The sequence below is a fragment of the Mesorhizobium sp. RSR565B genome, assembly GCF_054719465.1.
Map to the genome: position 1 here is coordinate 2,762,782 of NZ_JBTTIE010000001.1, position 22,425 is coordinate 2,785,206.

19 protein-coding genes and 1 riboswitch are annotated in these 22,425 nt (G+C 63.2%); of the genes, 12 read left to right on the forward strand and 7 right to left on the reverse strand.

Translation table 11 applies throughout. The annotated features are described in order from the left end of the window. Positions 1-65 precede the first annotated feature (65 nt). From glmM to serA, 5 genes are all read left to right on the forward strand, one after another. A complete protein-coding gene (glmM, locus tag ACYG9R_RS13445) occupies positions 66-1,418 on the forward strand; it encodes a phosphoglucosamine mutase (protein ID WP_023704880.1) in 1,353 nt (450 codons plus the stop codon). A 251-nt stretch (positions 1,419-1,669) separates the two neighbouring features. Next, positions 1,670-2,515 (forward strand): outer membrane protein, encoded by an 846-nt coding sequence (locus ACYG9R_RS13450; RefSeq protein WP_023824256.1) that lies wholly within the window; start codon positions 1,670-1,672, stop codon positions 2,513-2,515. 229 nt (positions 2,516-2,744) lie between these two features. Further along, the gene (locus ACYG9R_RS13455) at positions 2,745-3,605 is read left to right on the forward strand and encodes an outer membrane protein (protein ID WP_023694608.1); all 861 of its coding nucleotides are present in this window, start codon (positions 2,745-2,747) and stop codon (positions 3,603-3,605) included. Positions 3,606-3,806: 201 nt separating this feature from the next. Next, positions 3,807-4,982: a phosphoserine transaminase gene (locus ACYG9R_RS13460; RefSeq protein WP_023726191.1), complete on the forward strand. Its 1,176-nt coding sequence runs from the start codon at positions 3,807-3,809 to the stop codon at positions 4,980-4,982. A 58-nt stretch (positions 4,983-5,040) separates the two neighbouring features. Further along, complete coding sequence (gene serA / locus ACYG9R_RS13465; RefSeq protein ID WP_023726192.1) at positions 5,041-6,642, forward strand: phosphoglycerate dehydrogenase; 1,602 nt, start codon at positions 5,041-5,043, stop codon at positions 6,640-6,642. Between the two features lie 64 nt (positions 6,643-6,706). On the opposite strand, the gene ACYG9R_RS13470 is transcribed toward serA, so the two are convergent. Both ACYG9R_RS13470 and ACYG9R_RS13475 read right to left on the reverse strand, forming a co-directional pair. Continuing rightward, positions 6,707-7,171 carry a DUF2231 domain-containing protein gene (locus tag ACYG9R_RS13470; protein ID WP_023726193.1) on the reverse strand — a complete coding sequence of 155 codons (465 nt, stop codon included), beginning with the start codon at positions 7,169-7,171 and terminating at the stop codon, positions 6,707-6,709. A gap of 105 nt (positions 7,172-7,276) precedes the next feature. Next, positions 7,277-8,182 (reverse strand): DMT family transporter, encoded by a 906-nt coding sequence (locus ACYG9R_RS13475; protein ID WP_023699181.1) that lies wholly within the window; start codon positions 8,180-8,182, stop codon positions 7,277-7,279. Positions 8,183-8,390: 208 nt separating this feature from the next. Here ACYG9R_RS13475 and ACYG9R_RS13480 point away from each other — a divergent pair, with 208 nt between their 5' ends. Together ACYG9R_RS13480 and ACYG9R_RS13485 are read left to right on the forward strand one after the other, a co-directional pair. Beyond that, positions 8,391-9,689, forward strand: a complete 1,299-nt coding sequence (locus ACYG9R_RS13480; protein WP_023684197.1) for an adenylosuccinate synthase — start codon at positions 8,391-8,393, stop codon at positions 9,687-9,689. Between the two features lie 75 nt (positions 9,690-9,764). Beyond that, positions 9,765-11,423: a hypothetical protein gene (locus tag ACYG9R_RS13485; RefSeq protein ID WP_460221830.1), complete on the forward strand. Its 1,659-nt coding sequence runs from the start codon at positions 9,765-9,767 to the stop codon at positions 11,421-11,423. A gap of 26 nt (positions 11,424-11,449) precedes the next feature. Here ACYG9R_RS13485 and ACYG9R_RS13490 read toward each other — a convergent pair whose 3' ends face one another. The 4 genes from ACYG9R_RS13490 to ACYG9R_RS13505 are packed head-to-tail and all read right to left on the reverse strand — an operon-like array spanning position 11,450 to position 14,527. Then, on the reverse strand, positions 11,450-11,749 hold the full coding sequence (locus tag ACYG9R_RS13490) for a CcdB family protein (RefSeq protein WP_023825044.1): 300 nt from the start codon (positions 11,747-11,749) through the stop codon (positions 11,450-11,452). Continuing rightward, the gene (locus ACYG9R_RS13495) at positions 11,749-11,991 is read right to left on the reverse strand and encodes a type II toxin-antitoxin system CcdA family antitoxin (protein WP_023709715.1); all 243 of its coding nucleotides are present in this window, start codon (positions 11,989-11,991) and stop codon (positions 11,749-11,751) included. The genes ACYG9R_RS13490 and ACYG9R_RS13495 overlap by 1 nt, the downstream gene beginning before the upstream one ends. A 54-nt stretch (positions 11,992-12,045) precedes the next feature. Beyond that, positions 12,046-13,866: an ABC-F family ATP-binding cassette domain-containing protein gene (locus ACYG9R_RS13500; protein ID WP_023825043.1), complete on the reverse strand. Its 1,821-nt coding sequence runs from the start codon at positions 13,864-13,866 to the stop codon at positions 12,046-12,048. Between the two features lies 1 nt (position 13,867). Beyond that, complete coding sequence (locus ACYG9R_RS13505) at positions 13,868-14,527, reverse strand: thiamine diphosphokinase (RefSeq protein ID WP_023702808.1); 660 nt, start codon at positions 14,525-14,527, stop codon at positions 13,868-13,870. 162 nt (positions 14,528-14,689) lie between these two features. Then, a riboswitch (TPP riboswitch) is annotated at positions 14,690-14,804 on the forward strand. Between the two features lie 43 nt (positions 14,805-14,847). On the opposite strand from ACYG9R_RS13505, the gene thiB reads away from it, so the two are divergent. The 4 genes from thiB (at position 14,848) to ACYG9R_RS13525 (ending at position 20,171) form a co-directional block, all read left to right on the forward strand. Then, the gene (thiB, locus tag ACYG9R_RS13510) at positions 14,848-15,855 is read left to right on the forward strand and encodes a thiamine ABC transporter substrate binding subunit (protein ID WP_023825042.1); all 1,008 of its coding nucleotides are present in this window, start codon (positions 14,848-14,850) and stop codon (positions 15,853-15,855) included. A gap of 220 nt (positions 15,856-16,075) precedes the next feature. Beyond that, complete coding sequence (thiP, locus tag ACYG9R_RS13515; RefSeq protein ID WP_023825041.1) at positions 16,076-17,674, forward strand: thiamine/thiamine pyrophosphate ABC transporter permease; 1,599 nt, start codon at positions 16,076-16,078, stop codon at positions 17,672-17,674. Further along, on the forward strand, positions 17,671-18,435 hold the full coding sequence (gene thiQ / locus ACYG9R_RS13520) for a thiamine ABC transporter ATP-binding protein (RefSeq protein WP_023707251.1): 765 nt from the start codon (positions 17,671-17,673) through the stop codon (positions 18,433-18,435). Before thiP ends, thiQ begins: the two co-directional genes overlap by 4 nt. Positions 18,436-18,764: 329 nt before the next feature. After that, positions 18,765-20,171 (forward strand): M48 family metalloprotease, encoded by a 1,407-nt coding sequence (locus ACYG9R_RS13525; RefSeq protein ID WP_245260137.1) that lies wholly within the window; start codon positions 18,765-18,767, stop codon positions 20,169-20,171. A 92-nt stretch (positions 20,172-20,263) separates the two neighbouring features. Here the strand turns inward: ACYG9R_RS13525 and ACYG9R_RS13530 are convergent, their stop codons facing one another. Next, a complete protein-coding gene (locus ACYG9R_RS13530; protein WP_023825040.1) occupies positions 20,264-21,121 on the reverse strand; it encodes an RNA polymerase factor sigma-32 in 858 nt (285 codons plus the stop codon). A 397-nt stretch (positions 21,122-21,518) separates the two neighbouring features. On the opposite strand from ACYG9R_RS13530, the gene ACYG9R_RS13535 reads away from it, so the two are divergent. Beyond that, complete coding sequence (locus ACYG9R_RS13535) at positions 21,519-22,292, forward strand: amino acid ABC transporter substrate-binding protein (protein ID WP_023702802.1); 774 nt, start codon at positions 21,519-21,521, stop codon at positions 22,290-22,292. The last annotated feature ends 133 nt before the right edge of the window (positions 22,293-22,425 follow it).

Sequence of the window (22,425 nt, forward strand, 5' to 3'; positions counted from 1 at the left end):
TAGTCGGGCTCGGACCAATTGTGGCATTACGAGCCGGCTGAAAACCGACGGGGATTCTGGCAAGCATGGCAGGACGTTATTTTGGCACCGACGGCATTCGCGGGCGCGCCAACAAGTTTCCGATGACGGCTGAGATCGCGATGCGGGTCGGCATGGCCGCCGGCCTGTCGTTCCAGCGCGGCAGCCATCGCCACCGCGTCGTGCTCGGCAAGGACACCAGGCTGTCCGGCTACATGATCGAAAACGCCATGGTGTCCGGCCTGTGCGCGGCCGGCATGGATGTGTTCCTGCTCGGCCCGATCCCGACACCGGCGGTCGCCATGCTGGTGCGCTCGCTGCGCGCCGATATCGGCGTCATGATCTCGGCCTCGCACAACCCTTATTACGACAACGGCATCAAGCTGTTCGGTCCCGATGGCTACAAGCTCTCCGACGAGATCGAGGAGCGCATCGAGAGCATGCTCGACAAGGATATCGAACTGGCGCTCGCCGATTCCGACGGGCTCGGCCGCGCCAAGCGCGTCGACGGCGTGCATGACCGCTACATCGAATTCGCCAAGCGCACGCTGCCGCGCTCGATGTCGCTGTCGGGTCTCAGGATCGTCGTCGATTGCGCCAATGGCGCAGCCTACAAGGTGGCGCCCGCCGCACTTTGGGAACTGGGCGCCGAGGTCATTGCCATCAATGTCGATCCGAACGGTTTCAACATCAACAAGGAATGCGGCTCGACCCATCCGGCCGGCCTGCAGAAGAAGGTGCATGAAGTGCGCGCCGATATCGGCATCGCACTCGACGGCGATGCCGACCGTGTCGTCATCGTCGACGAGAACGGCACCATCGTCGACGGTGACCAGATCATGGCGCTGATCGCCGAGTCCTGGCACCAGAGCGGGCGACTGGCCGGCGGCGGCGTCGTCTCGACGGTGATGTCCAATCTCGGCCTCGAACGCTTCCTTGGCGACATGAAGCTGCAGCTGCATCGCACCAAGGTCGGCGACCGCTATGTCGTTGAGCATATGCGCGCGCACGGGTTGAATGTCGGCGGCGAGCAGTCGGGCCACATTGTGCTGTCCGATTTCTCGACCACTGGCGACGGGCTGGTCTCGGCGCTGCAGGTGCTGGCCTGCATCAAGCGGCAGAACCGGCCGGTCAGCGAATTGTCGAAGAAATTCGAGCCGGTGCCGCAACTGTTGAAGAATGTCCGCATCGCCGGCGGCAAGCCGCTTGAAGAAGCCTTGGTCAAGGCGGCGATCGAAGATGCGCGCAACCGTCTAGGCAAGGCCGGCCGCCTGGTTATCCGGCCCTCGGGCACCGAGCCGCTGATCCGCGTCATGGCCGAGGGCGACGACCCACAGCTGGTCGAGGCCGTGGTCAACGACATCGTCGACATCATCTCGGAAACGCGCAGCGCCGCCTGATTGCGCTGCCTCCGACGGGAGGGGCGAACTGCCGGCTCAAGACTTCAAGCCCGCCTGCAGGCGGGCTTTTTGTTTCGGCCAGGGTTGGTCCCAGCGTCATGGCGGCGGAGGCCGTTTGCTAAAATGTCGAGAATTCGTGGTTAATCGACAGGGTTAAACGCCTTTTAACTTTTGCAATTCATTATCCACAACTGAGGTCAAACACATTCGAGCGGATTCAAAGTTCCGACGGGTTCTCAGGGGTGACAAACATGTTCAATGCAGCAAAAATGGCTTTCCTTGCCGCGCTGTTCGCAGGCGTGGCCGGGCCAGTATTCGCCGCCGATCTGGCGGAGCCGCCAGTGGTCAAAGAGGCGCCGGCGCCGATCGCCTATGAACAGCCGGCCGATTTCGGCGGCTGGTACATCCGCGGCGATATCGACTATCACTGGTCGAAGTTCCGCGGTGGTGACTACACCACCTACAGCCCGGCACCGCCCCAACTCCCCGGTTCGTTCGCCTCCGGCAAGTTGAAGAGTTCCTTTTCGGCCGGCGCCGGTGTCGGTTACCAGGTCAACCGGTACTTCCGCACCGATCTGACCTTCGACTGGATGGGCAAGTCCAATTTCCGCGGCTCGACCAATGGTTTCTGCGGCGGCGGCATAGCTTGTACCTCCGTCGACACATCGTCCTATTCGGCGATGCTGCTCCTGGCCAATGCCTATGTCGATATCGGCACCTGGCACGGCGTGACGCCCTATGTCGGCGCCGGCATCGGTGGTGCCTGGGTCAAGTGGGATACGCTGCACAATACCGATCTCGATGGCTCCTTCGAGCACAGCGGCGGCAAGGGCTGGCGCTTTGCCTATGCCCTCATGGCCGGCGCCTCCTACTGCCTGACCGACCGGGTCAAGCTCGATCTCGGCTATCGCTACAGCCACATCAATGGTGGCAAGATGTTCAACTACGCCTCCGACAGCGATGTCGGCCCGGGCTTCGATCGCGGCATCAACGTGCACGAAGTGCGCGGCGGCCTGCGCTACCAGTTCGGCCGGTCGGACTGCGCCCCGCCGCCGGAGCCCTACGTTCCCGAACCGGAGCCGGTCTACACCAAGTAGTCGCTTCGAAATCCAGGAATTTGCGAACCGCCCGGCCATGCCGGGCGGTTTTTGTTTGCCGATTGCGGTGCACTTCCAGGCCGCGGCGTGCGGAGAGAAAGCCTATCGAAATCAAATCGGTAACGTCGCGTTATCCTTAACCCGCACTTAACCACTATGGTTAACAATGCCTACTGAAACGGCGCTTGCGATCAAAATGAAGAGCGCCAATTTCAGGAGCCGGGGACCCATGAATTTCAAATTGCTGACAGCGCCGGCACTTGCCGCACTCGCGCTTGCGCTGCTGACGCCGGCGCAAGCCGCGGACTACGATCCGCCGATCTATGTCGATCAGGCGCCGGACTATCAACCGGTCGAGGTCGGCTCGGGCTGGTATCTGCGCGGCGATGTCGGCTACGCGTTCAGCCATCCCTTCGAGCATGAGGAAGCGACAACCGGCCCGCTTAACAGCTTTACCGATGAGAGCAGCCTTTTCACAGGCAGTTTCGGTATGGGGTATCATGTCAACGACTATCTTCGGGTCGAGCTGAACGGCGGGATTCTTCCGACCGACAAATTCGGGGAACACGCCAAGTTGGCAGCCACTTGCGACGGCCATACGCTTGTGGACGACGGTTTTGGCACCATCAATTCCGTCGCGGCTACGCAGGCATGCGATCTTTCCGACAATGCTTCCAACAAAGGCTACAGCATCATGGCCAATGGCTATGTCGATCTCGGCACCTATGTTGGAATCACTCCATATCTTGGCGGAGGGGTCGGTGTCGCATACAATAAATATTACAGGAGCATTGGGGCGAAGGATTGCGTGGAAGTGGCCCCCAATTCGTCCGGCACGGGCGGGTTCTCTTGTGATGATCCGGCCGGTTACGAGGGTGCAACGGATAAGGAGGGCAAATTCAACCTTGCCTATTCGATCGGGGGCGGTCTTTCCTATCAGGTGGCCAAGAACGTGTCGGTTGACCTTGGCTACGAATATTTCTCGGTGCCGGGCGCCAAATACGTCGCTTATGACAGCGGCGCCTTCAACATCCACAAGGGCATCAATTATCAGACGGTCAAGCTCGGGCTGCGCTACGACCTCTGGTAGGCTGGCTGCAGATACGAAACCCGACGGCGGATCTCTTCGATCCGCCGTTTGCGTTTGGGCTCACGACATCCTGATCCCGGACTGCTTCTATCTTGTCAGCGACAAAAACTTTCCTCTTGACGCCTGAGGGCTGAACGCATATCGCCGTCCGTGGGCCACCCCTCCCCAACGAGGGGCCACTATCTGGAAGGATAGACCACGATGACGACGCATACGAAGCCCGGACTCCGTCCGGCAAATCCCAATTTCTCCTCAGGTCCCTGCGCAAAACGCCCCGGCTGGTCGGTCGAGGCGCTGAAGAATGCCGCGCTCGGCCGTTCCCACCGCGCCAAGATCGGCAAGACCAAGCTCGAACAGGCGATCGAGCTGACTCGCGAAATTCTCCAGGTTCCGGCGGATTACCGTATCGGCATCGTGCCGGCGTCGGACACGGGTGCTGTCGAGATGGCGCTGTGGTCGCTGCTCGGTGAACGCGGTGTCGACATGGTGGCATGGGAAAGCTTTGGCTCGGGCTGGGTGACCGATGTCGTCAAGCAGCTGAAGCTCGCCGATATCAGAAGGATCGAGGCAGGCTATGGCGAACTGCCGGATCTCACCAAGATCGATTTCGACCGCGATGTGGTCTTCACCTGGAACGGCACGACCTCAGGCGTGCGCGTGCCGAATGGCGATTTCATACCGGCGGATCGCAAGGGCCTGACCATCTGCGATGCCACCTCAGCGGCATTCGCGCAAAAGCTCGATTTCCAGAAGCTCGATGTCGTCACCTTCTCCTGGCAGAAAGTGCTGGGCGGCGAGGGCGCACACGGCATGCTGATCCTGTCGCCTCGCGCCGTCGAGCGACTGGAAACCTACAAGCCGGCGTGGCCGCTGCCGAAAATCTTCCGCCTGACCTCGGGCGGCAAGCTGATCGAAGGCATCTTCAACGGCGAGACCATCAACACGCCGTCGATGCTGTGCGTCGAGGACTATCTCGATGCGCTTCATTGGGCGAAGTCGATCGGCGGTCTCGATGCGTTGATTGCCAGAGCCGATGCCAATGCCGCCGTGCTCGATGGCTTTGTCGACAAGTCGTCCTGGCTCGGCCATCTCGCGGTCGATGCGGCGACACGGTCCAACACGTCCGTATGTCTGTCCTTCACCGACGCCGATGTCGCGGCGCTCGACGCCGACGGGCAGGCGGCTTTCGCCAAGGCGATCGTCTCTATGCTCGACAAGGAAGGCGTCGCGTACGACATCGGATCCTATCGCGATGCACCTTCCGGCCTGCGCATCTGGTGCGGTGCCACCGTCGAGACATCCGATCTCGAGGCGCTGCTGCCTTGGCTCGACTGGGCCTTCGCCACGCAGAAGGCTTCGCTGAAGGCCGCAGCCTGAGATTTCGTGGTGGCCTGCGGGCCGCCCTTTCCCGACAATCCAGTTCAAGGAGGCCGCCATGGCGCCCCGCGTTCTCGTCTCTGACAAACTCTCCACCACCGCCGTCCAGATATTCAAGGACCGCGGTATCGAGGTCGACTATTTGCCCGATCTCGGCAAGGACAAGGAAAAGCTGCTCGAAGTCATCGACCAGTATGATGGTCTTGCCATCCGCTCGGCGACCAAGGTCACGGAAAAACTGATCAACGCAGCGACAAGACTCAAGGTCGTCGGCCGCGCCGGCATCGGTGTCGACAATGTCGACATCCCCGCGGCGAGCCGCAAGGGCATCATCGTGATGAACACGCCCTTCGGCAATTCGATCACCACGGCCGAACATGCGGTGGCCATGATCTTTGCACTCGCCCGGCAGATCCCGGAGGCCAATGCCTCGACCCATGCCGGCAAATGGGAAAAGAACCGTTTCATGGGCGTCGAGATCACCGGCAAGACGCTGGGTGTCATCGGCTGCGGCAATATCGGCTCGATCGTCGCCACGCGCGGCGTCGGCCTGAAGATGCATGTCGTTGCCTTCGACCCGTTCCTGTCGGACAAGCGCGCCGAGGAACTCGGCGTCGACAAGGTCGAGCTGGACGAGCTTTTCGCCCGCGCCGATTTCATCACGCTGCACACGCCGCTGACCGACAAGACGCGCAACATCATCGACGCGGCGGCGATCGCCAAAATGAAGAACGGCGTGCGCATCATCAATTGCGCGCGTGGCGGGCTCATCGTCGAAGCCGACCTGGTCGCGGCGCTGAAGAGCGGCAAGGTGGCGGGCGCCGGCGTCGATGTGTTCGAGGTCGAACCGGCGGAGAACAACGCGCTGTTCGGCATGGAGAATGTGGTGGCAACGCCGCATCTCGGCGCCTCGACAGCGGAAGCACAGGAAAATGTTGCGCTGCAAGTAGCCGAGCAGATGGCCGACTATCTGATCAAGGGTGCGGTTTCGAATGCCATCAACATGCCCTCGATCACGGCCGAGGAAGCACCGCGGCTAAAGCCGTTCGTCAAGCTCGCCGAAGTGCTCGGCGCCTTTGTCGGCCAGGTCACCGAGGACCCGATCAACGAGGTCGAGATCCTGTTCGACGGCTCGACCGCGACGATGAACACGCGCGCCCTGATCAGTGCGACGCTCGCCGGGCTGATCCGGCCGCAGGTCGCCGACGTCAATATGGTGTCGGCGCCGATCATGGTGAAGGAGCGCGGCATCATCGTCGCCGAGGTCAAGCGCGACAAGTCGGGCGTGTTCGACGGCTACATCAAGCTGACGGTGAAGACCGAGCACATGACGCGCTCGATCGCCGGCACCTGCTTCTCCGACGGCAAGCCGCGCTTCATCCAGATCAAGGGCATCAATCTCGACGCCGAGGTCGGCCAGCACATGCTCTACACAACCAATGCCGATGCGCCCGGCATTATCGGCCTGCTCGGCACGGTGTGCGGCGAGAACGGCGTCAACATCGCCAACTTCCAGCTCGGCCGCAACCGGCCGGGCGGCGACGCGATCGCGCTGCTCTATCTCGACGCGCCGTTCCCGGAGAAAGTGCTGGAACAGGTCAAGGCGCACAAGTCCATCGACTCGGCCAAGCGGCTGCAGTTCGACGTCAACGCAATGTAGTTGACGGCGTGGCGGATGCGGCGGTCCTCCCCCCATCATTGGGGCGGCCGTCGCAGAGGCCGGTTCAGGTCAATTCGTCTGAGCCGTCGGAGACGCCCACGCGATGCCGATAGACCAGTTCCCAGCCCTTCCACCCTGTAAACAGCAGGATCAGAACCACGATCAGCGATAAGATAAAGCCGGTCGGGATCACAGCCGCCGCTCCACCGGCATAACGCGAGTACCAGTTATAAAGCTCGATCAGCACGACGAGCACGTTGCCGCCGGCATGGAGCCATGCCGTCGTGAGATTGCGGATCTGAACATCGCCGAGAACATCCGTCAGGCCGGTAAGAGCGGCCAAGGCGCCCATGATCAGGCCGGCGCCGAGAAGCCAAAGCGATCCGGTGACCCACCCGGGATCGGCTGTTTGCCAGAAAATCAGATCGCAAACGAAGGTGCCGACAAAGAAGGCGATCGGAAACGGAATCAGCATTGGATGAATGGGGTGACCGGCAATGCTTGCCGTGCTGCGAGGGTTATGGCTCATCTTGTTGCCTCCCACGCAAGCAAACTCCGCCAGAGGTAAAATGTTCCAGGTCGGCGCGCGGCAGCAGTTATCGCGACGGCGGCGCAGCGCGGCAGCAGCCAAATGTTATCCGCGGCGGTTCGGTGCCGCCATCTTGCGCCCGCTGTATTCGGCGAGCGAAATGCCGCCCAGCACCAGGACGAGCGCCAGCGCCTGGTAGAGCTGGAATGTCTCGCCGACGATCAGCACTGACAGCAGCGTGCCGAAGATCGGCACCAGATTGATGAACAGCCCGGCACGGTTGGCGCCGATCAGTTCGTTGCCCCTGATGTAAGTGATCTGCGAAATGACCGAAGCGCCGATCGCGGTATAGACGATGACCACCCAGCCGCTGATATCGGGGACGATAACCTTGCCGGCGGCGACCTCCCACAGGAAGAACGGCAGCGAGGTGATGAGGGCAGCGATCGCCAGGGACAACATCAGGCTCTGCCAGCGCATCACCGGCTTCAGCCGCAGCCCGACCGAATAACCGCTGTAGAGGACGACCGCGACCAGCATGATGGCGTCGCCGAAATTGAGTTCCAATGTGAGCAGCCGGCGCGGATCGCCGTGGCAGGCAGTCAAGATGACACCGAAGATGGTCAGCACCACGCCCGCAATCTGCGCCCAGCTCACGCGCAGGCGGAAGAAGAAGAAATTGGCAATGATGATCAAGACCGGCATCGCCGCCTGTTCGATCGAGACATTGATCGCCGTCGTGTAGTTGAGCGCGGTGTAGAAAATGGTGTTGAATAGAGTGAAGCCGCTGGCGCCAAGTGCAGCCAGGACGAACCAGTGTTTGCGCACCACCGGCCAGTCCTCCCTGATCGTGCGCCAGCCGATCGGCAGCAGGATCGCGACGGCCAGCACCCAGCGCAGGAAGACCAGCGTCATCGGCGAGACGTGACCGACCGCCAGCTTGCCGGCGACGGAATTGCCGCCCCACAGCAAGGTGGTCAGCAGCAGGAACAGGTAGGCGCGTCGATGCATGCGGGATTCCGGCCGCCTGGGAAGTTGTGTTTGCCGGCCTATTGCCCCCGCCGACGCAAGTAAATGATGTCAAAGCCGAAAATTGTTGTGCCTCAGGGCATTTTCGACGGCAAAGAAAGGTCGCGCTTGCGAGGTCTTGACGCTATAGAGGCCTGTCGTTTCGAACCATATCCAGGCCGCCAGGGCGGCATCTCAAGGGAAAAGAAACATGGCCAATGTGGTGGTCGTCGGCTCGCAATGGGGCGACGAAGGCAAGGGCAAGATCGTCGACTGGTTGTCGGAGCGCGCCGACGTGGTCGTGCGCTTCCAGGGCGGCCACAATGCCGGCCATACGCTGGTCGTCGACGGCAAGGTCTACAAACTGTCGCTGCTGCCGTCGGGCGTGGTGCGGCAAGGCAAGCTGTCGATCATCGGCAATGGCGTCGTCTTCGACCCGCACGCCTTCGTCGCGGAAGTGGCAAAACTCAAGGCGCAAGGCGTCGAGGTCACGCCGGACCGCCTGAAAATAGCCGAAAACACGGCGCTTATCCTGTCGCTGCACCGGGAGCTGGACGGATTCCGCGAGGACGCCGCCTCCAATTCCGGGACGAAAATTGGCACGACGCGTCGTGGCATCGGCCCAGCCTATGAAGACAAGGTGGGCCGGCGCGCGGTTCGGGTGATGGATCTGGCGGATTTGGAAACGCTGCCTCTCAAGGTCGACAGGCTGCTGACGCATCACAATGCGCTGCGTCGCGGGCTTGGCCATGGCGAAGTCACGCATGAGGCGATCATGACCGAGCTGACCTCGGTCGCCGATGAGATCCTGCCCTATATGGACCGCGTCTGGAAAATCCTCGACGACAAGCGCCGCGCCGGCGAACGCATCCTGTTCGAGGGCGCGCAAGGCACGCTGCTCGACATCGACCACGGCACCTATCCGTTCGTCACCTCGTCCAACACCGTTGCCGGCCAGGCAGCCGCCGGCTCGGGGGTGGGCCCCGGCGCCATCGGCTATGTCCTGGGCATCACCAAGGCCTATACGACGCGTGTCGGCGAAGGCCCGTTCCCGACCGAGCAGAAGAACGAGATCGGCGAATTTCTCGGTACGCGTGGCCACGAATTCGGCGTCGTCACCGGGCGCAAACGCCGTTGCGGCTGGTTCGACGCCGTGCTGGTGCGCCAGGCCGTCGCCGTCAACGGTATCAAGGGCATCGCCCTGACCAAACTCGACGTGCTCGACGGGCTGGATGAGATCAAGGTCTGCACCGGCTACCGTCTCGACGGCGAAACGATCGACTATCTGCCGGCCAGCCAGGGCGCGCAGGCGCGTGTCGAGCCGGTCTACGAGACGCTCGAAGGCTGGAAAGGCACCACCGCCGGCGCGCGCAGCTGGAACGACCTTCCGGCGCAGGCCGTCAAATACGTCCGTTACATCGAGGAGCTGATCGGCGCACCCGTCGCGCTCCTTTCCACCAGCCCGGAACGGGACGACACGATACTTGTGACCGATCCGTTTCAAGACTAGTTTTCTGAAGCCTTTCCGGGCATCGCGGCCGATTTGCGGGGGCCGGCGCGGAAACAAATACAGGTCGACTGAAGCATGGCAGATTTCGTTGCTATTCTGAAAAAGGCGCTCGACAAGCACGGCGACGAAACGCCCGAAAAGCGTACGCGGATCTATGAAAGCGTTCGTACCATGCTGGCGAAGAAGCTTGCGGAGTATTCGCCGCCGCTGGCCGCCGAAGCCATAAGCACGCAGAAGCGATCCCTGGAAGATGCCATCTCGAGCGTCGAGCGCGACTATGCCAGGGCACTGCCGGCATCCGATCCGCTGGCGGAGCTGGAGCACATCTTCTCCTCCATAGACCGCAACAAGAACCAGTCCAGTCATGTAAAGCCTTCCGCCACGCCTGCGCCGGCCTGGCAGCCGGCGAAACCCGTGCAGCCGGCGCCGACCACCAGGACAGAGCCGAGCTGGCAGAGGCCCGCTCCGACACCGCCTTCGCCTGTGGCGCGTGCAGAAACCATCGACAAGCAAGCCGCGGAGCTGGACGCCGACGACGATAGCGCCGATGTCTTTGCCAATGACGAGCAGCCGGCGGCGGACACGTTCCAACGCCTGCGCCCCGCCGAGCGCAGGCGCAGCTATGGCGGGTTGATCGCGGCTGTCGTCGCGCTTTTGGTGGTGGCCGGCGGTGGCTATGGCATCTGGCTTAACAAGGATGCCTTTGGCTCGATGCTGGGCCTCGGCGGCGACACCAAGACGGTCTCGACCGAACCGCTGGTAAAGCCGGCGCCGGCCAAGCCCGCGGCCGATGCACCCGCACCGGCTCCTGCCGGCGAGGGAACGAAGTTCACCCAGCGCCTGTCGCCCGAAGGCGGTGAAACCGACCCCGGTCCCGCGGCCGGTCAAAGCGGCATCGGCGAGGGCGAGTCCGTCGCCGCGCTGACCACACCGCCACCCCCGGCTCCAGCGCCACCTGCGGCTCCAGCGCCTGCGACCCCGCCGGCCGGCGACGCCGCAGCCACGGGCGCGCCCGCCACGCCGGCGCCCGACGCTTCCGCCACGCCACCGGCAACGCCGCGCGCCGATGGCGTCGCTCCGCCGGCCAACGGGGCAGCACCGGCTGATGCCGCCGCCACGCCGCCCGCGGCCGGCACGCCGCCCGCTGCGCCGGCGGCCGCCGCTCCCGCGCCGACCGTTGCGGTCGGCCAGAAGGCGATCTTCTACGAGGAACGCACCTCGACCGCGCAAGGTTCGGCCGAACCCGGCAGCATCGTCTGGTCGCTGGTGCAGGAATCGCCCGGCGGCGACCTGCCGCCCGAGCCGGCGATCCGCGCCGAGGCGACCATTCCCGGCAAGGACATCCAGCTGCGCATGACCATCCGCCGCAATACCGACCAGACGCTGCCGGCCAGCCACATCATCGAGATGATCTTCCTGACGCCCGAGGGCTTTGACGGCGGTGGCGTCGACAACATCCTGCGCGTCGCCATGAAGAGTTCGGAACAGGATGCCGGCAGCCCGCTGATCGGCATTCCGGCCAAGATCGCCGACGGCTTCTTCCTGGTGGCGCTCAACGACACCAAGGCCGACGAGGACGCCAATATGACCTTGCTTCGAGGCCAGGACTGGATCGACGTGCCGGTGGTCTACAAGACCGGACGCCGGGCGCTGCTGACCATGGAAAAGGGCATTCCGGGCGAGAAGGTGTTCGACGAGGCGCTGAAGGCCTGGCAGGCCAAGACGGCAGGTTGACGGGCGGCAGTAGCGGCTGCCTTCGCTCAGAAGCCCTGGAACAGCATGTCGAGGGCGGCGACGATGTCGTCGTGATGTCTAGAAAGGTTTCCCTCTGGCATCCGCAATTCGGACGCGCTGAAGGCCGACACAAACTGTTTGACCATCACAAGATCTTTGCCGTTTATAGCGAAGGTCGGGTTCAGGCGGCGGCCAGGAAGCGGGGCAATCTCGGGCGGCATCAAAGGAACGACCACCGTCGTGCTCAGCCCTTCAAGCATATCTGACTGCACGTCGAGAAGATAACCGTCGCTCTCGGTACTCCGATAGAAATCGTAACGCGCCATCAGAACGGCCGGTGTTTAGCCAATGGCAGTCCGTTCTTTCGGACATATTCGTTGGAGCTTTCGATGGCTTCCCTGTTTTCTTCTTGCCATCGACGCGTTTTCTCCGCCGCAATCGCTTTCGCGATCCCTGCTTCGGCAGCGCGGGAGATGTTGATGCCCAACGCTTTGGCGTCCTTGATCAACTGAGAGTCAATGGACGTGTTGACAGAGGCCCGCTGAGTTTTTGGCGTCGATTGAAGCACGGAGATGCCTCCTTTCATGCGCACAATATACGCGCATAAAGACCGCAAGCAATGCTACCCCTCCATCTCCTCACGCAGCATTTCCAGCTCCAGCCACTCTTCCTCGAGTGCGGCCAGCGTGGCGCGTTCCTTGTCGAGGGCGGCGATGGTCTTTTGGAACGAGGCCGGGTCGCGTTCGTAATAGGCGGGATCGGCAATGTTGTTTTCCAACCGCGAGATCGAGGCCATTACCGCCTCGATCTTCTTGGGCAAGGATTCCAGGGCGAATTTCTGCTTGAACGACAGTTTCTTCGACGGCCCTTTCGGCGCTGCCGGCTCGCTCTTGCCCGGCGCCGGCGCATCGCTGGCTTCGGCCTTGGCGCGCGCCTTGCGGTCGTCGAGCCGGGTGCCGCCGCGCTGCGCCAGCATGTCGGAATAGCCACCGGCATATTCGATCCAGCGGCCGCCTCCGTCCGGGGCGATGATGCTGGTGACGGTGCGGTCGAGGAAGTCGCGGTCGTGGCTGACCAGGATGACCGTGCCGGCAAAGCCGGCGACAAGTTCCTGCAACAGTTCCAGCGTCTCCATGTCGAGATCGTTGGTCGGCTCGTCGAGCACCAGAAGGTTGGCCGGCCGCGCCAGAACACGCGCCAGGAGCAGCCGCGCCCGTTCGCCGCCGGACAGCTCGCGCACCGGGGTGCGCGCCTGTTCCGGCTTGAACAGGAAATCCTTCATGTAGGACACGACATGGCGCTGCTCGCCATTGATGACGAGGTTTTCGCCGCGCCCGTCCGTGAGATACTGCGCCAGGGTCTCGGCCGGATCGACCGCCTCGCGCTTCTGGTCGAGCGTGGCGATTTCCAGATTGGTGCCGAGCCGCACCGAGCCGGCGTCGGGCTTCATCTCGCCGGTAAGCATCTTCAACAGCGTCGTCTTGCCGGCCCCGTTCGGCCCGACAAGGCCGACGCGATCGCCGCGCTGGATGCGGGTCGAGAAGCTTTTGACCACGGTGAGGTCGCCAAAGCTCTTTTCGATGTTCTTGGCCTCGATCACCAGCTTGCCGGATTCGGCGGCGTCGCTGGCCACCATGGTGGCCGAGCCCTCGGCGCCGCGATGGCCGCGAAAACGCTGGCGCATGGTCTGCAGTTCGCCCAGGCGGCGCATGTTGCGTTTACGGCGAGCCGTCACGCCATAGCGCAGCCAATGCTCCTCGCGCACGATCTGGCGGCCGAGCTTGTGCTGTTCGCGCTCTTCCTCTTCCAGCACAAGGTCGCGCCATTCCTCGAAATGGCCAAAGCCCTTGTCGAGGCGGCGGGTCTGGCCACGGTCGAGCCAGACAGTGGCGCGCGAGACGCGTTCGAGGAAGCGACGGTCGTGCGAGATGACGATCAGCGCCGAAGACGTCCGGACGAGCTCCTCTTCCAGCCATTCGATGACCGACAAATCGAGATGGTTCGTCGGCTCATCAAGCAGCAGAATATCGGGTTCGGGCGCCATGACGCGGGCAAGTGCTGCGCGGCGCGCCTCGCCACCGGAGAGATCGTTGGGGTTCTCCGTGCCGGCGAGGCCGAGATGCTCCATCAGATATGTGGCGCGGTAGGGATCGTCGGCAGGCCCAAGCCCAGCCTCGACATAGGCATGCACATTGGCAAAGCCGTCCATGTCGGGCATTTGCGGGAGATAGCGCACCGTTGCCGAAGGCTGGCGGAAGACCTCGCCGTCTTGCGGCTCGATCAGACCGGCGGCAATCTTCAGGAGCGTCGACTTGCCGGAGCCGTTGCGGCCGACGAGCGCGATCTTGTCACCGGCGGACGCCGTCAGTTCGGCGCCGTCGAGCAGCGGCGTGCCGCCAAAGGTCAGTCTTATGCCGTCGAGGTTGAGAAGGGGCGGGGCCATGTCAGCTTTCAGGCAAGGGGTAGGGGTGGGCGAGCAGCAGCGCGCGGCCATGGCCGAGCGCGATTTCGAGGCCGCCCCCGGTCGTGTTGGACTTGACCTCGTTCGAGATGGTCAGCGACGAGCCGAACACGACCTCGACATGGTCGAGCGGCCACTTCGCGCCGGACACGGTGAGGCCCGAAAGATCGGAAAAGCCGAGCACCGAAAACAGCGTTCCGTCGGCATAGTCGAAGCCGGCCTTGCCAGGCAGCAGAGGGGCGCCTTCCTGCGCTCCGCTGGTCAACAGCACTTTTGTGCCTGTCTCTGCCAGCCGCAGGCTGAGCGCCAGATGGAGGAAGGCGTGGTCGGCGCGCTTGCCGCCGAAAGCGCCGGCCAGCACCAGGCTGGTGGCGCCGCGTTCCAATGCCGCCGCGATCGCCAGTTCGCCATCGGTCTTGTCCTTTTCGGGAGGAAACACCTCCCGCGGCACGGCGGCGAGATCGGCAGGCAGGTCCGCCGGCACGGAATCGAAATCGCCGACCCACAGCTCCGGCATCAGGCCGAGCAGGCGGGCATGATCGATGCCGGCGTCGGCGGCGATGACGCGCGTGCCCGCGACCTGCCGGTCGAGCCGCGGCGTGCGGACGAGATCGCCGCCAAGCAGGATGGTGAATGTGCTCATATCCGCTGGCCCTTACCAGCCCCGCCGACGAAACGGAAGGCCGAGCGGCACCGTCACTCTTTGTTGGAGCATGATCTTTTTCCGGAAACGGATTCCACTTTCCGGGATCATGCTCGGGCAAACTTCCACTTGCGTGGCACCTTGGCCGGGCCTATGTGTCGAAACGCTCTAACGGGGTGCCGGACGCGATCTTCGCGGACCGGCTGAGAGGCAGTCTCGCCAACCCGCTGAACCTGATCCGGTTTGTACCGGCGGAGGGATTAGACGCTTCGGACAGCCCGACGCCTCAATTCCTTTCAACACGAATGAAGGAGGCGCCGATGCGCATGTTTTTGTCCCGTCTTGTCCCAGCGCTGGGGCTTGCTGTTTCGCTACTGGCAAGCCCTGCGTCAGCGCAGGAAAAACTCACGATCTATACCTATGAGAGTTTCACTGCCGACTGGGGTCCGGGCCCCCAGGTGAAGAAGGAATTCGAAGCCGAGTGCGGCTGCAGCGTCGACTTCGTCTCGGCGGCCGACGGCGTCGCACTTCTCAACCGCGTCAAGCTGGAAGGAGCCTCGACCAAAGCAGATATCGTGCTTGGCCTCGACACCAACCTCACCGCGGAAGCCAAGGCTTCCGGCCTGTTTGTCCGACATGGCGCGGTGGCTGAAAACAACGTGCCGGGCGGCTGGAGCGACGACACTTTCGTGCCCTATGATTATGGTTATTTCGCCGTCGTCTACGACACCGAGAAGCTGAAGAACCCACCGAAGAGCCTGAAGGAACTGGTCGAGGGCGATGCCGCCGACAAGATCGTCATCCAGGATCCGAGGACGTCGACGCCGGGCCTCGGCCTGCTGCTGTGGGTTAAGTCGGTCTATGGCGACAAGGCGCCGGAAGCCTGGGCCAAACTCAAGGGCAAAGTGCTGACGGCGACGCCCGGCTGGAGCGAGGCCTATGGCCTGTTCACCAAGGGCGAGGCGCCGATGGTGCTGTCCTATACGACATCGCCGGCCTACCACATGGTGGCCGAGAACACCGGGCGCTTCCAGGCGGCGTCGTTCGAAGAAGGCGAGTATTTGCAGGTCGAGGTCGCCGGCATCACCACCACGGGCGCGAAGAACCCGCTGGCGGCAAAGTTTCTGGCCTTCATGACCGGGCCGAAATTCCAGGATGTCATTCCGGAGACCAACTGGATGTTCCCGGCTGGGAAAACCGACAAGCCGCTCAATCCGGCTTTTGATAGGCTGGTCAAGCCGGCGAAGACCTTGCTGTTCAGCCCGGAAGAGGTCGCGGCAAATCGCAAGGCCTGGGTGGATGAATGGCTGGCGGTGATGAGCAAGTAGATTTGGCTGTATAGTCAAAAGATGAGTGCTCTACGGCGCCCCCCTCTGTCCTGCCGGACATCTCCCCCACGAGGGGGGAGATTGGCCTTTACGTTGACTTTCGCCAATCTCCGAAGCTGCAGGAATGAGCGGAGCGCTAAAACCGCCAATCTCCCCCCTCGTGGGGGAGATGTCCGGCAGGACAGAGGGGGGCGCGAAGGAACGCGACGCCCGGTAAAGAGTGCAACGCTCTGACCCCCGCATCACGGCCGGCATTGTCGCGCTTGCGGCAATCGCGCTGCTGATCGGTGGCGCCTTCGCCGGCCTTATCCGCGAAGGCGCGCACGACCTTTCCGGCGCCGCGTCCGCCTTTGACCTCTATCTCCTGCGCGTTGTCCGCTTCACGCTCTGGCAGGCTGCGCTCTCGACTCTGCTTTCCGCCGTACCGGCGCTCTTCGTCGCCCGGGCGCTGTCGCGGCATCCGCGCTTCTTCGGACGCGGCTTCATCCTGCAGCTATTCACTGTGCCCCTTGCCTTGCCGGCAATTGTCGGAGCGCTGGGAATACTGGCGCTCTATGGCCGCGCCGGTTATTTCGCCGCGATCGGTGGCCAGAGCTGGCCCGACATCTATGGGCTGTCGGGCATCCTCGTCGCCCACGTCTTCTTCAACCTGCCGCTGGCCACCCGGCTGTTCCTCGAAGCGCTGGGAACGGTGCCGGCCGATCAATGGCGGCTGGCGAGCCAGCTCGGCATGGGGGCGAGGCCAGCCTTCCGGCTGATCGAGTGGCCGGTGCTGCGCGCCGCGCTGCCGGGCGTCGCCGGGCTTGTCTTCATGCTTTGCATCACCTCCTTCACCATCGTCCTGATCCTCGGCGGCGGGCCGGCGGCGACGACGCTGGAAGTCGCCATCTATCAGGCGCTGCGTTTCGACTTCGATCCGGCGCGAGCGGTGACGCTGACGGTGCTACAGATCGCGCTGACTTTCGCCGTCATGCTGGCGCTGACGCGGCTCGGCGCCAATGTGACCGGCGACGCCAATTTGCCTGTCGCGCCGCGCCGCTATCACTTGGCCGGCAAAGCAGAAACAGCGTTCAACGCCGTCCTGATCGTGCTCGCCTTGCTGTTCGTCGCCGGACCGATGGCGGCCACCGTTGCCTCCGGCCTCGGCGCCGATCTCGGCCGGCTGGCGGGCGAGAGTGCCGTGCGTCAGGCGACGCTGACCAGCGCCGGTCTCGCCTTCTCGGCGGCGCTACTTTCGGTGGCGCTGGCACTGTCGCTGATCATGGCGCGGCGGGCACTGTCGCTGCGCCGCCGGTCCAGTGCCCGTTCATTGCTCGAACATGCCACCGACACCGGCGCCGGCTTCGTCCTCGTCGTGCCGCCCATCGTCATCGGCGCCGGCTGGTTTCTCCTGCTGCGCACGATCAGCGATGTCTTTGCCATCGCGCCGGTCATGGTCGTCACCGTCAATGCGGTGATGGCGATGCCCTTTGCCATCCGCGCGATGCGCCCGGCCTATGATGCGGCGAGCGAGCGCCATGAAAAGCTGTGCGCGCAGCTCGGCATTGCGGGCTGGAACCGGCTGCTTCTGGTCGACTGGCCATCGCTCCGGCGGCCGCTGGCCACCGGCTTTGCCTTCGCCATGGCACTGTCGCTCGGCGATCTCGGCGTCATCGCGCTGTTCGGCAGCGATTCGGTGCAGACCTTGCCCTATCTCCTGCTGGCGCGCATGGGCAGCTATCGCACGGCCGATGCTGCCGGGCTGGCTTTGCTGCTCGGGGCGGTCTGCCTTGCATTGGTGGTCGCGGCAGACTGGCTGGGACGGGGAGAGAGATCGTGACGTCCGCTGTGGAGAAAGGCACGACTGTCCGGCTGGACAAGGTCTCGTTCAGCTATGGCGAAACGCCATTCCTGTTCGATGTCGAATTCGATACATCGAAGATCACCGCCATCATGGGGGCAAGCGGTTCGGGCAAATCGACCTTGCTCAATCTGGTGGCTGGTTTCGAGACGCCAGAGTCCGGTCGTGTGCTGATCGGCGCCGCCGATGTCGGCGCCGAGCCGCCTTCGGCGCGGCCGGTGTCGATGGTATTCCAGGAAAACAATCTGTTTGCTCATCTCTCGGTGGAGAAGAATGTCGGGCTCGGCCGCTCGCCATCGCTCAACCTGACCGACGCCGATCGCGCCGCAATCGCCGAGGCGCTTGACCGCGTCGGCCTGGCCGGCAAGGAAATGCGCCTGCCGCGCGAACTCTCCGGCGGCGAAAGGCAGCGCGTGGCGCTCGCCCGCGTTCTGGTGCGCGACCGGCCAGTGCTGCTGCTCGACGAGCCGTTCGCTTCGCTCGGGCCAGCACTGCGCGACGACATGCTCGACCTGGTGGCCGGCGTTCATGCCGAGCGGGCGATGACGGTGCTGTTCGTCACGCATCAGCCGGAAGACGCTCGCCGTATCGGCGAGCAGATGGTTTTTCTGGACAATGGCAGGGTTGCCGCGACGGGACCTGCCGGCGATTTTTTCGACGGCACTGGCCCTGAAGCGTTTCGGCGCTATATCGGCGCAAGTTCGGGCGGATCACGCGATATTGCCCGGAAGCGGACATAATTTACGACCAAACCGGCTACAGGTGATGTGGCGCTTGCTTGCCATGGTCCAGTCGATGTGGCTAGGTCCGCTTAGTACTGGTCCGGCACGAGCCGTGATTTGCCCCTACAGCGCCGCACCCGGCCGGATGCGTAAACGCTGTAGGTTTTTTGATGTGTGCAGGATTGCCAACGAAACCGATTTTTCGCTGGCGCGGACCCCGGTCCAAATCATGCGCCGAGAGCTGAAGGAACGCCGTGCTGCCGACCGGCACTGACACTTTGAAACGCAGACCGCTGGTGCGCTTCCTCGCGCTGGCCGGCCTTGCCGTGGCGCTGGCCAGCTGCCAGATGTTCACGCCTCCCGAAGTGCAGGAATCCGGCTTCCAGCCTTCCGACAAGCCGATCACGGTCGACAATGTCGCCGCCAACAGCAAGCTTGCCGAACTGGCGAAGGCACAGCATCCGCGCATCCTTGCCACCTATGGCGGCGAATATTCCGATCCCAAGCTCGAGCGCATGGTGGCCAAGGTTGTCGGCAGCCTGACCGTGGTGTCGGCCAATCCGACCCAGACCTATCGCATCACCATCCTCAATTCGCCCAACGTCAACGCTTTCGCGCTGCCGGGTGGCTATCTCTACGTCACCCGCGGCCTGCTGGCGCTGGCCAATGATTCGGCCGAACTCGCCGCCGTCATCGCGCATGAGATGGGCCACGTCACCGCCAATCACGGTCTGCAGCGACAGCAGCTCGAGGCCGAGGAAGGCCTGGCGACCAAGGTGGTCTCCGATGTGCTGGGCGACAGCCCGACCGCCAAGCAGGCATTGATCCGCGGCAAGCTGAGGCTGGCGCAGTTCTCGCGCAACCAGGAGCTGGAGGCAGACGCCATCGGCATCAAGTCGATCGGCGAGGCGGGTTACGATCCCTATGCCGCCGGGCGTTTCCTGCAGTCGATGTCGGCCTACACCGATTTCCGCTCGATCAGCGGCGCCACCGACGCCAGCCTCGACTTCCTGGCCACGCACCCCAACACGCCGCAGCGAATTGATCTGGCGCAGCGCCACGCCCGCCAGTTCGGCGCGCCGGGCATCGGCACCCGCGACCGCGATTCCTTCCTGGCCGGGATAGACGGCCTGCTCTATGGCGACACGCCGGAAGAGGGCTATGTGCGCGGCCAGACCTTCCTGCATCCGGGCCTCGGCGTTTCGTTCACGGTGCCCGACGGCTTCATCATCGACAATTCGGCGGCGGCGGTGACGGCGACCGGTCCCGGCGACATGGCGATCCGCTTCGACGGTGTGTCGATCGACAAGGATCGTGCGCTGACCGACTACATCAGAAGCGGCTGGGTGGCCGGTCTCGACGAGACCAGTGTGCGCCAGGAGACGATCGACGGCAACCAGGCGGCGACCGCGCACGCCGGCGCCGATGGCTGGCAGTTCGACATTGCGGTGATCCGCGCCGGCGGTCAGGTCTACCGGCTTTTGACAGCGGCCCCCTCGGCCAGCACGACACTCGATCCGGTGGCACGCTCGGTCAGCGGTTCGTTCCGCGTGCTCAGCCCCGCCGAGAAGGCGGCACTGAAGCCGCTGCATATCCGCGTCGTCACGGTACAGGCCGGGCAGACGATGGGCACACTTTCGGCGCAGATGGTCGGCGTCGACCGCAAGCTCGATCTGTTCCGCGTGCTCAACGCGATGTCGCCGGGCGCCTCGGTTTCGGCCGGCGACAAGGTCAAGATCGTCACGGACAGATAGCGCCGGTCTTCGTCAGAAACCCCAGCCTTCGTAGTGCTTTTTTCTGAGATAACTTTTCTGAGATAACTCGGGGTACCCCGTTCCTGGCAATCTCAGGCCGCCATGAACTCCGGATTCTGCTTCACCAGCGCGAGCTTGAGCTTTTCCATGGCGCGGGCCTCGATCTGCCGGACACGCTCCTTGGAAATGCCGAGCGTCTCGCCAAGCGCCTCAAGCGTCGCACCTTCGTCGCTCAGCCGGCGCTCCTCGATGATCCTGAGTTCGCGGGCATTGAGCGCGCGGAGCGCCGTCTTCAGCCACATCAGGCGCCGTTCGACGTCGATGGTGTCGCCGGCGACCTCGTCAGGCAATGGATCGTCCGAAATCAGGAAGTCCATCCGCTCGGTGGTGCCAGCTTCGTCGGCGAGCGGTGCGTTGAGCGAAGAGTCAGGTGCTGAAAGCCTGGAATCCATCTTCTCGACATCGGCCTCGGAGACGCCGAGGGCTACCGAGACTTCGCGGTAGAGCGTGGCGTTAGAGATCGGCTCGGCGCCGTTGGCAAGACGGGCGCGCAGGCGCCGCAGGTTGAAGAACAGCGCCTTTTGCGCCGAAGAGGTGCCGCCGCGAACGATCGACCAGTTGCGCAGGATGTAGTCCTGCATCGAAGCGCGGATCCACCATGTCGCATAGGTCGAGAAGCGCACCTCGCGCTCCGGCTCGAAACGCGCGGCTGCTTCCAGCAGCCCGACATGGCCCTCCTGGACCAGATCGCCGAGCGGCAGGCCGTAATGTCGGAATTTCGAAGCCATGGAGATGACCAGCCGCATATGGGCGACGGTAATCTGATGCAGCGCCTGCTGATCCTGGTCTTCCTTCCAGCGCAAGGCGAGAACATGTTCCTCATCGCGCTCGAGGTAAGGGGCTTTCATTGCCGTGCGGACCATGGTCCGTCCTGCCGTGTCTTCGATCATGCCGCGCTCCTGCTCCCGGACATTTTCGGACGGCCTGGCGGCCGTTATCTCTGTTTGACGCAATTCCGACGGAAACCGCTTTCCCACTTTCCTGGAATTGCTTCGGGCCTAGCGCAGCCAAGGGTTCTTGAAATGGAAACGCGGCGCCCTACAACAAGCCATGAACGTGCCACACCGGGGATTGGTTCCGCCGCCGATGGCGGTTGTTTTGTGCGGTCCGACAGGGCGCATCGACACCGCAGATCGGGACTATTGGCACCGATCCGAGCTGCTTTGAGAATCTGATTTCTGGATCGCCGTTTTTTTGAAATCTGGTTCCTTATTTTGCTGCGCTGTATCTGTCAGTTTCCGGCTCTCACAAGCGCCGGACACCGGCCAAGGACGGGATCACATAGAAATGAAATGGCTCAATTCGCTCATCGTCGCCGGAACGCTTCAGGTTCTGGCTGTTACATCAGGCCATGCCGGCGCCAATCTTGACCAGATCAAGCAGGCCGGCACCCTCAAAGTCGGCACCGAAGGCACCTATGCGCCCTTCACCTATCATGATGCTTCCGGCGCGCTGGTCGGCTTCGACGTCGAGATCGCCAAGGCGATCGGCGACAAGCTCGGCGTCAAGGTCGAGTTCCTCGAAGGCAAATGGGACGGGCTGATCGCCGGCCTCGACGCCAACCGCTACGACGCCGTGATCAACGAGGTCGGCATCACCGACGCGCGCAAGGCCAAGTACGATTTCTCCGATCCTTACATCGCCTCCAAGGCCGTGCTGATCGTGCGCGGCGACAACACCGACATCAAGACCTTCGCCGACCTCAAGGGTAAGAAGTCGGCACAGTCGTTGACATCGAATTTCGGCAAGCTCGCCGAGACCAACGGCGCCGAACTCGTCGGCACCGACGGCTTCGACCAGTCGATCCAGCTGCTGCTCACCGGCCGCGCCGACGCCACCATCAATGACAGCCTGTCTTTCCTCGACTTCAAGAAGCACAAGCCGGACGCCAATGTGAAGATCGCCGCGCAGGAAGAGAACGCCGACTATTCCGGCGTCATCGTGCGCAAGGGTGATCCGGAGCTGGTCGCGGCGATCAACAAGGCGCTGGCCGACATCAAGGCCGACGGCACCTACAAGAAGATCGCCGATACCTATTTCGGCCAGGATGTCTCGCAGTAAAGACCATCTCCCGGCGGTTTGCCGGCAATGACAAATAGCGGCGGGCCGTCTTTGACGGCTCGCCGTTATTCGCATGATATGAGAAGCACACAATCGCACTGCCGTCACCGCGGCGGTCTGTGAGGGAGGAGCC

Excerpts from the sequence above, each read along its gene's own strand:
- ACYG9R_RS13505 (WP_023702808.1), bottom strand. The coding sequence starts at position 14,527 with ATGAGCACATTCACCATCCTGCTTGGCGGCGATCTCGTCCGCACGCCG.
- serA (WP_023726192.1), top strand. The coding sequence starts at position 5,041 with ATGGCGCCCCGCGTTCTCGTCTCTGACAAACTCTCCACCACCGCCGTC.
- ACYG9R_RS13470 (WP_023726193.1), bottom strand. The coding sequence starts at position 7,171 with ATGAGCCATAACCCTCGCAGCACGGCAAGCATTGCCGGTCACCCCATT.
- ACYG9R_RS13500 (WP_023825043.1), bottom strand. The coding sequence starts at position 13,866 with ATGGCCCCGCCCCTTCTCAACCTCGACGGCATAAGACTGACCTTTGGC.
- glmM (WP_023704880.1), top strand. The coding sequence starts at position 66 with ATGGCAGGACGTTATTTTGGCACCGACGGCATTCGCGGGCGCGCCAAC.
- ACYG9R_RS13525 (WP_245260137.1), top strand. The coding sequence starts at position 18,765 with ATGTTCACGCCTCCCGAAGTGCAGGAATCCGGCTTCCAGCCTTCCGAC.
- ACYG9R_RS13455 (WP_023694608.1), top strand. The coding sequence starts at position 2,745 with ATGAATTTCAAATTGCTGACAGCGCCGGCACTTGCCGCACTCGCGCTT.
- ACYG9R_RS13485 (WP_460221830.1), top strand. The coding sequence starts at position 9,765 with ATGGCAGATTTCGTTGCTATTCTGAAAAAGGCGCTCGACAAGCACGGC.
- ACYG9R_RS13480 (WP_023684197.1), top strand. The coding sequence starts at position 8,391 with ATGGCCAATGTGGTGGTCGTCGGCTCGCAATGGGGCGACGAAGGCAAG.
- ACYG9R_RS13450 (WP_023824256.1), top strand. The coding sequence starts at position 1,670 with ATGTTCAATGCAGCAAAAATGGCTTTCCTTGCCGCGCTGTTCGCAGGC.
- ACYG9R_RS13530 (WP_023825040.1), bottom strand. The coding sequence starts at position 21,121 with ATGATCGAAGACACGGCAGGACGGACCATGGTCCGCACGGCAATGAAA.
- ACYG9R_RS13460 (WP_023726191.1), top strand. The coding sequence starts at position 3,807 with ATGACGACGCATACGAAGCCCGGACTCCGTCCGGCAAATCCCAATTTC.
- ACYG9R_RS13475 (WP_023699181.1), bottom strand. The coding sequence starts at position 8,182 with ATGCATCGACGCGCCTACCTGTTCCTGCTGCTGACCACCTTGCTGTGG.
- ACYG9R_RS13535 (WP_023702802.1), top strand. The coding sequence starts at position 21,519 with ATGAAATGGCTCAATTCGCTCATCGTCGCCGGAACGCTTCAGGTTCTG.
- thiB (WP_023825042.1), top strand. The coding sequence starts at position 14,848 with ATGCGCATGTTTTTGTCCCGTCTTGTCCCAGCGCTGGGGCTTGCTGTT.
- ACYG9R_RS13490 (WP_023825044.1), bottom strand. The coding sequence starts at position 11,749 with ATGGCGCGTTACGATTTCTATCGGAGTACCGAGAGCGACGGTTATCTT.